The 7301-nt window shown below is 60.3% G+C and carries 1 protein-coding gene; it reads left to right on the top strand.

Annotation, left to right across the window (positions count from 1 at the left end; translation table 11 throughout):
* Window positions 1-7301: amino acid adenylation domain-containing protein (locus ABVT36_RS18525; protein WP_368457888.1), on the top strand; the 7301-nt coding region annotated here is incomplete at both ends.

Here is a 7301-nt window from a genome sequence, read left to right as displayed (position 1 = left end):
CCGCTTTATCGCCCTTGAGCAGCAGGCCCTGGCCTCGAAAGAGCAGCAGCAGTACTGGCAGTCCACCTTGCAAGGCGCGCACCTGCCCTGGTGGAGCGGGCGCGAAAAAGCGCCGAGCGAGGTGATTCAGTGCGATATCTCCCTTTCGTCCAGTCGCCATATAATCCAACTGGCACGCCGCCTTGGGGTACAGGAAAAGAGCGTCTGGTGTGCCATCTATCTGGCACTGCTGTCACTGCTCGATGGCTCTGAGGAAGTGATGGGGCTGGTGGCGACCCAGGGACGTCCGGAAATACCTGACGGGGATAAAATGGTGGGGGTTTTTGTCAATGCTCTGCCAATACAGAAAAAAATCAGCGGGCTTAGCTGGGAAGCTTATATTTTGCAGGTCGATCAGACACTGCGTGCACAGCATGGCCACCGCCACTACCCCCTTTCGGAAATTCAGCGCGACAGCGATTTGGATTTTTCCGCAGCATTATTTAATTACACCAACTGGCATGTGTACTACGCCGAAAAGGAGCAGGATAGGCAAATTGATGACAATAGTTTCTCACCCACTCCCGGGGAGCAGACAGACGCACCCTTGAAAGTCGGCGGGTGGGCGGAAACCAACTACCTGCTTTTGCTCGATGTTTTTAAAGACGAGAGCAGGGAAACGTTTGGTCTTGATATTAATGCCGATATCCAAATATTCAGTCAGTATTTTCGTGAGCGCATCCGCCACTACGTTGGCAATATTCTCAGGCAGTTGGAAACGCGTGCCGACAAGGCTATCGATCTCGGTGCTTTGTTAAGCGATGCGGACCGACAGCATTGGCAAGCGCTGCAGACACCTGTAACGCAATATCCTAACGCCCAGGACATTTACACTGTGTTCGCGCGACAGGCTGAATACAGACCCGACGCCATCGCTCTGGTCCACCATGAGGAACAAATCAGCTATGGTCAGCTGCAACAGCGAGCCCGTGAACTGAGTGCTCAACTGCACGCGCAAGGTATTGGGCCGGAATCACGGGTGGGCCTGTGTATGGATCGCTGCGTCCACATGGTGGTCGGCATGCTGGCCACTTTGCGACTCGGTGGCTGCTATGTGCCCCTGGATCCTCACGATCCACCAGCGCGTCTGGCTTATATTCTCAAAGACAGCGGTATTACCATCGTGCTGACGCAAGCAGCTCATGAAAAAGCACAGGGGCTTGCGACCTATGTGCCAGTATTGGACATTACCGACAGGCCCTCTTTTGAGTCCTTCCTTGCCACCCCGCCAGCGCACAAAAGTCTGCCCACGAATCTCGCCTACATTAACTATACCTCCGGCAGTACTGGAAAACCCAAGGGCGTTTTACTGCAGCAGAAAAATGTATTGAGCCTTGCCGGTGGTGAAAGCGCCATTGCCATAGACGATTCGGAAATCGTTGCACAGACGGCTAATTATGCTTTCGATGCCATTACTTATGAGCTGTGGACCTGCCTGTTGACAGGGGCAAGGCTGGTTATTGTCGATCGCGACCTGACCCTGGAAGGCGCCCGCCTGCAGGAAACATTTGTCCGCTACGGAATTTCCACCGCGTTTCTTGCAACGGCCCTGTTTAATCGTATCGGGCTGGCCAACCAGCACGCATTTGCTTCACTCGATAAATTAATCATGGGTGGTGAAGCCTGTTCGGTAGAGGCCATCGAGCAGGTGCTGGCCCACAAACCCCGGCGTTTAATTAACGGTTATGGTCCCACCGAATGCACTACCTTCGCTACCACCTTTGATCTGGATACCGATATTTTGCGTTATCGCAGCGCACCTGTCGGGCGCCCCCTGGCGAATAATTCGGTTTATATTCTCAATCACGCCGGGCTTGTGCCTGTGGGTGTGGTGGGAGAGTTGTGTATCGGTGGGACGGGTCTGGCCCGGGGCTATTTAAATCAGGCAAAACTCACCGCCGAAAAGTTTATCCCCAACCCCTTTAGCGATGTGCCGGGCGAGCGCCTGTATCGCAGCGGGGATTTGGCCAGGTTAATTCCTCAGGGAGAGGGTTTTGAAGGACAGTTGGAATACCTCGGGCGGGTGGATCAGCAGGTTAAGATTCGCGGTTTTCGTATTGAAATGGGCGAAATTGAGAATGTCCTCGGCGAACATGCAGGGGTGGACAATATTTGCATCTCCCTGGGCGATCGCCACGCAGGCAGTCCATCCCTGATCGCCTACTTAGTCAATGCCCAATGCCAGGATGAAGACAAGAAAGGGAAATTGATCGCACAGGTGCAGCAGTTTGCCCGTGCCCGCTTGGCTTCGTACATGCTGCCGACCGATTATGTGGTGCTCGATAAACTGCCTTTGACGGCCAACGGCAAAGTGGATTATGCGATGCTGCCGAACCCGGGGCCGTCACTGTCCCACCATGCCTATGTCGCGCCTGAGAGCGAAACAGAAATCCTCCTGAGTGATATTTGGCAGCGGGTCCTGGGAGTGGAGACCGTCGGATGCGAGGATAATTTTTTCCAGCTGGGCGGTCACTCGCTGATGGTGATGCAGGTGATCGCCCAACTGCGTGAGCGGGGCGTTGAGCTGTCTGTCGAGCAGCTGTTCCGTGCGCAGAATTTGGCGGAGCTTGCCAAGGGCATCGATGCGGCCCGCGCAGTCGACCAGGATCGTTTTGTCGCTCCTGAAAACGGCATTCCCGAAAATCCCCAGCAGATCCGACCCGATATGCTGTCCCTGGTGGTGCTCTCTCAGCAGGATATTGATCAGGCGGTCAGCCAGGTAGATGGTGGTGTGGCCAATATCAAGGACATATATCCCCTGGGCCCACTGCAGGAAGGTATTCTGTTTGTGCACACGATGTCGCAGCAGAGCGACCCTTTTATCATTAACAGCCTATATAAGGTGGATGGTGCCGGGCCGGTGGCGGCGCTGATCAAGGCTCTGCAATTTGTGATTGACCGTCACGATATCCTGCGTACAGCCTTTGTCTGGCAGGGGCTTTCGCAGCCTTTGCAGGTAGTCTTGCGCCGGGCGCGCCTCGCGGTCGAGTATTTTGATCTACAGCCCGGGCAGATCGATGCCGAACTGAATACACGCATGGACCCTGAGAAACAGCACATGGTGCTGGAACAGGCACCCCTCTTGCGCCTCCAGGTGGGCAGACTTGCCGGCAGCGCAAGTCACTACGTGATCTTCCAGTTTCACCACCTGGTGCTGGATCACGTCAGCCTCGAAATTATCGTGCGTGAGGTCGCCCACTTTGAAGCGGGCGAGCAGCACAAGCTGCCCCAAGCGATCCCCTACCGCCAGTATATTGCCCACGTCCAACATTTGGCGAAGTCCGGGCGAGCGCAAGAATTTTTCCGCTCGATGCTGACGGGCGTCAAAGGCGATACCGAGCTTTTTGGTCTGACTCTGGCCAAGGCCAAAGGCGGTCGTATCCTTGAACACAGCTGCGCACTCCCCAACGATCTTGCGGCGCGGATTCGCGAGACAGCGCGCGTGCGACAACTGAGTCCGTCGGTCATTTTTCATAGCGCCTACGCCATGCTTATTGGCCTTTGCAGCGGTCGCGACGATGTTACCTTCGGCACCGTTCTGTCGGGCCGGTTGCAAGGTACCCTTGGGGCTGAGAGCATGCCGGGCCTGTTCATCAACACCTTGCCGCTTAGAGTAGGGTTGGGCAGGCACAGCGGTGAAAGCCTGATTCTGGAGGTCAAAGAGAAGCTTCAGCAATTGGTCAGCGTGGAATACGAAGCCCTGGCTGTGGCCTTGAAAGCTGCGGGTCTGCCCGCCGGAAGCACGGTTTTTTCCGCGCTACTCAACTATCGGCATTCGGCGCCGGACAAAGCACCCGGTTCGACAGGTGCGTCTGAAGGCCTCGAATTTCTCGCCGCCCACGAACGCACCAACTACCCCTTTTCCCTTGCCGTCAACGATTTTGGTGAGCACTTTTCGCTGGATTTTCTGATCGACGAGCGAATTCAGATGGCGCCTGTTGTCGATTATTTCCTATCAACGATCCGTTATTTGATGGATCAACTATCCTCGCACGCGAGTGGCCCACTGATGCTTGATCACGGGCTGCCGGCAGATGTGAGAACAGCGCTTTTGGTTCCCGGGCCCATTCCCTCCGCGCCTTATCCGCTGTCCCAAAGCCTGTTGTCATCCTTCGAGCACTGGGCGGCCGAGTCGGAGGATGCCCTGGCGCTGGTGTCGGAAGCGGGCGGGGAGCAGTTGACCTACGGCGAGCTTGCACACCGGGCCAACCGCCTGGCGCACGCCCTGCAGGCGCGCGGTGTGGGCCTGGAAACTCCCGTCGGGGTATGCCTGTCCCGCGGCCCCTCACTGATCATCAGCGCTGTGGCCATCCTCAAAGCCGGGGCGGTCTATGTCCCCCTGGAGCCGTCCAACCCCGCCCCGCGCATGACCTATATCCTGAGCGACAGCCAGGTCGCCTGGGTGATCAGCGACAGCGAGCACCTTGAAGCCCTGGGCGGGACAGAGCGGCCCTGCCTGTGTCTGGACCGGCCGGAGATCCGACAGGAACTTGGCCGGTTACCTGGCACACCACCGCCGGTGCCCAGGGTGAGTGACCACGGCGAGCGCAGCGCCTATCTGATCTACACCTCCGGCAGCACCGGTCAGCCCAAGGGCGTTGTGGCCTGCCACCGGGCAGTGCTCAACCGCCTGTGCTGGCAGGCCGAGACCATGCCCGCAGCCGCCACAGATGTGTTCTGCCAAAAAACCCGCATCGGCTTTGTCGACCATGTAGCGGAGATTTTTCAGGCCTTGCACCGCGGCCGGCCGCTGGTGATTCTGGAGGAGGAGAGCCTGCAGACACCGGTGCGCCTCGGCCAGTGGCTGCGGGACTGGCACATCAGCCACCTCACTCTGGTGCCCTCACTGCTCAAAACCCTGCTGGCCAGTGGTCTGTCAGCGCCGGGACTCAAGGTGGTCACCAGCTCCGGCGAGGCCCTGTGGCACAGCGATCTGAGCGGCTTTGAAGAGGCCTTTCCCGGTGCCGAGCTATGGAACCTGTACGGTTCCACCGAAGTGGGTGCCGACGTGAGCGCCTGCCGCTGGTCCTTTACCGAGGCGGCGGCCCCGGAGTGCTCGGTGATCGGGCAGCCCATCGCCAACCTCAGCGCCTATGTGCTCGGTCCCCGGGGCGAGCTTTTGCCGCCGGGTGTGGTGGGCGAGTTGTGCATCGCCGGTACGGGGCTCGCCCATGGCTATGTGGGCCGCGGCGATTTGACCGCAGAGCGCTTTGTGCCCCACCCGTTCAGCGACACCCCGGGCGAGCGGCTCTACTGCACGGGCGACCGCGTGCGTTATCTCCCTGACGGCAGCCTCGACTTTATCGGGCGCCTGGATGGGCAGGTCAACCTGCGCGGCTTTCGCATCGAATTGGGAGAGATCGAACACCACCTGCGCAGTCACGAGGCCGTGCAGGAGGCTGTTGCCGCGTTGCACGAGGCCGAAGGGGAAGAGCCCCGTCTGCTGGCCTATGTGCGGGTGGCGGAGGGGCTGGCGGACCCGGCTGGTGTGGAAAGGCAAGTGCGCGAATCCCTCAAGAGGGAGCTGCCGGCCTATATGCAACCTTCAGCCATCCAGGTATTGCCCCGCTTCCCGCGTACCGTCAGCGGTAAACTTGACCGCCAGGCCCTGCCAGTGCCGAGTCAAGGCGCGCTGGCGCAAGGCGGCGCCAATGGGCCGCAAGGCACGACGGAATCCCTGCTGGCCAGCCTCTGGCAGGCTCTGCTGCAGGTTCCCCCGGTGGGGCGGGAGGACAACTTCTTCGAGCTGGGCGGTCACTCGCTGCTGGCCACGCAGTTGGTGTCCCGCATCCGCGCCGCCTTCGGCGTCGACCTGCCGATCCGCTGCCTGTTTGAATACCAGACCCTCAAGGCCCAGGCCCGGGCCCTGGAGCAAGCCTTAAAGCACGGCGCGACCGAGGCCCACCCCCCCCTGGTGCCAGTGCCCCGGGAGCCGGGGAGTGAGGCGCCCCTGTCCTATGCCCAGCAGCGCCTGTGGTTTTTGGGGCAGTACACGGGGCCGAGCGATGTCTACAACATGCCCCTGGCGCTTGAGATTTGTGGTCAGGTCAAGGAGGCGGCACTGCTGAAGGCTCTGGCGGCGTTGTTTGCACGTCACGAGAGTCTGCGCACCTGCTTTCGGGTGCACGGCGACGAGGCCTGGCAGGTGATCGACGCCGAAGGCCCGGCCCTTGCAGTGGAAGCGGTGGAAAGCGAGGCCGAACTGCAGCGCATTGCCGCTGCCGAGCGTCATTACGCCTTTGACCTGGCGGCCGACGCCCTGTGCCGGGTGCGCCTGTTGCGCCGGGACGGGGATCTGGACAGCGACGAGAATGGGGGCGACAGCGAGCCGTCCTACGCGCTGCTGCTGACCATGCACCACAGCATCTCCGATGGCTGGTCCCTGGGGATTGTGTTCCGCGAGTTAATTGCTCTTTACGAGGCTTTCGCCGCGGGCGAGGCCAACCCCCTGGCGCCCCTGCCGGTACAGTATGCCGACTTCGCGCACTGGCAGCGCCAGTGGTTGCGCGGTGAAGTGCTTGAGCGCCAGCTCGATTACTGGCGCCAGGCCCTGGCGGATCTGCCGCCACTGCTGACCCTGCCCACGGACCGGCCGCGCCCGCCGGAGCAGCGCTTTCGCGGCGGCTTCGCAGCGGTGGCGCTGCCGGCGGCCCTGTCGCAACAGTTACAGGCCCTGAGTCAGGCCCGGGGCGTCACCCTGTTTATGACGTTGCAATCGGCCTTTGCGGTGCTGTTGGGGCGCTACGCCGGCCAGGACGATGTCGCCATCGGCACGCCCATCGCCAACCGTACGCGTGAAGAGACAGAAGGGCTGATCGGATTTTTTGTCAACAGTCTGGTGCTGCGCAGCCGCCTGGACAAGGACCCGAGCTTCAATGAGCTTTTGGTGCAGAGCCGGGAGGCCTCATTGCAGGCCTACGCCCACCAGGATATTCCCTTTGAGATGCTGGTGGAGGCCATCAACCCGGTGCGCAGTCGGGCCCATTCACCCCTGTTTCAGGTGATGTTTGCCCTGCAAAACCTGCCCGTGGACAGCGCCACTTTGCCGAGTGTGGCCATGCGCCCCCTGCGGGTTGGCGATGAGGCCCATGCCGGAGCAGGGCGGGGCGTATCCCGCTTTGATCTGACCCTGACCCTGCACGAGGGTGCCACAGGTATTGAAGGTGGCATGGAGTACAACAGCGACCTGTTCGAGGCCGCCACCATCGCACGCTGGCTGGATCACTACCAGCGACTGCTGGCGGCCATGGTGGCGTCGCCGG

The organism is Microbulbifer sp. TYP-18 (assembly GCF_040932045.1).
Lineage (GTDB): Bacteria > Pseudomonadota > Gammaproteobacteria > Pseudomonadales > Cellvibrionaceae > Microbulbifer.
This window is presented reverse-complemented; position numbering and strand designations above follow the sequence as displayed.